The 2,131-nt window shown below is 47.5% G+C and carries 1 protein-coding gene; it reads left to right on the forward strand.

Annotated features, from left to right (window positions below):
• The first annotated feature begins 78 nt into the window (after positions 1-78).
• Positions 79-2,025 (forward strand): NADH-quinone oxidoreductase subunit L, encoded by a 1,947-nt coding sequence (nuoL, locus tag LJE72_RS25850; protein WP_312038973.1) that lies wholly within the window; start codon positions 79-81, stop codon positions 2,023-2,025.
• Positions 2,026-2,131 lie beyond the last annotated feature (106 nt).

Raw genomic sequence — 2,131 nt, forward strand, 5'->3', positions numbered from 1 at the left:
ATTTATCGTAATCGTCAATCCACCAACGTCGACGAATTAACTTGGTTGAAGTGGTAAGAGAGACTATGGAGAAGGTAGGTGTTCAAGGAAATGCATGATCTCTTTCAGTGGGCGTGGTTAATTCCTGCTTTGCCCTTCTTGTCGTTCCTAATCATCGCCTTTATCACGAAACGATCCAAACGACTGTCTTCCACAGTGTCAATTCTCGCTATTCTCACCTCATTAAGCTTGGCTATAGCTATCGGCCTAGGCGTTATTCAGGCGGGTGCGGAAATTGTGGAACATCCTGCGATCGTAAATGTGAATTGGCTTAATATTGTGGGGTTAAAGATCAATTTTGGGACGATTGTTGATCCCTTAAGTGCCATGATGTTGTTTGTTGTTACGTTGGTAGCTTCGATGGTGCAGATCTATTCGTTAGGATATATGCAGGGAGACGAGGGCTTTTCGCGTTATTATTGCTACCAGTCCTTATTTGCCTCGTCCATGCTCGGTATGGTACTGGCGACGAACCTCTTACAGCTCTTTATTTTCTGGGAATTAGTGGGACTCTGTTCCTATTTGCTGATTGGTTTTTGGTTCTTTAAAGTGTCGGCACGGGAGGCTGCTAAGAAAGCGTTCATGACCACTCGTGTCGGGGACTTCGGATTGTTGCTCGGGATGCTTTTCCTCTATACGAAGTTTGGAACCCTTGATTTTGTGGCGCTTTCTGCAGCCCTGAACACAAGTTTCCAAGATGTCTTAGTGCTTGGAACCGCAGGCTATGTGACGGTCACGGCGTTCTTGATCTTTATGGGACCCATCGGGAAATCCGGACAGTTTCCCCTTCACGTTTGGCTTCCGGACGCTATGGAAGGTCCGACGCCTGTCAGTGCTTTGATTCATGCCGCAACTATGGTTGTTGCCGGAGTCTATTTAGTGGCTCGTATGTACTTTCTCTTTGATGTTGCCTCCCCGGAGGCCCTGCAGTTTATTGGCGGCTTAGGGGCGTTCACAGCGATCTTTGCGGCTTCGATTGCGATTGTCCAAGATGACATTAAACGAATCCTGGCCTATTCGACCTTAAGCCAACTGGGCTATATGATGTTTGCCCTCGGGGTAGGTTCCTTCTCGGGATCCATGTTCCATCTCATGACTCATGCGTTCTTCAAGGCGTTAATGTTCTTGGGTGCCGGTTCCGTGATTTATGCCTTGCATCATAAACAAGATATTTGGGAGATGGGTGGACTTTGGAAAAGGATGCCGATCACAGGAACGACCTTTTTCATCGGAGTCTTGGCCATTTCCGGAGTTCCACCCTTTGCAGGATTCTGGTCTAAAGATGAAATTTTAGCCAATGCCCTGCACAACGGCCATCCTGTCATTTATGCCGTCGGACTGTTTACGGCCTTCTTAACAGCCTTTTATATGAGCCGATTGTTCTTTGTGGTCTTTATGGGGCCGGAAAAGAAAGAAAACCATCCTAAGGAATCACCTTGGAGTATGACCATTCCCTTGATGATTCTGGCTTTCTTCAGCGTTTTCGGAGGCTTTGTGGCGTTACCGGAGCATAACTTTTCCTACTATGTTCACTATGGAGAATTCCATCATGAAGCGATTGCCTGGGGCTTAGCCGGAATTTCCGTGGTTGCGGGACTTTTGGGGATTGGATTAGCTTATGCCACCTACGTCAAAAAAGCGATCTCGGCTGACGATGTGGTTGCGCGCTTTCCATTCGTGTACAAACTGCTCAAAAATAAATACTATATCGATGAGCTCTATCTCTGGTTAATTCATAACATCATGGATGGTCTGGGTAAGATCCTGTACTGGGTTGATATCTATATCGTGGACGGGATAGTCAACGGACTCGCCTTAATCACGCGAGGCAGCGGTAAAGTCCTCCGTCGAACCCATACAGGACAACTACAAACGTACGCTATGGTGTTCTTTTTCGCAGTGGTCGTCCTATTCATGGTCTTCGCCTTTGGAGAAGGTCAGCTGGCGGCTCTAAACCCCTTAGCGACGCTAGGAGGTGTGAAATAATGTCGGCACTACCAACCGTAGGTTCCATGTCAATGCTTCTGCCCTTCACGCTGCTAGCACCGATCGTGGCCATGCTCTTGATTGTTTTCATGCCCAAGGAAGAAAC

This window comes from Desulfosporosinus shakirovi (genome assembly GCF_020595055.1).
Taxonomy (GTDB): domain Bacteria; phylum Bacillota; class Desulfitobacteriia; order Desulfitobacteriales; family Desulfitobacteriaceae; genus Desulfosporosinus; species Desulfosporosinus shakirovi.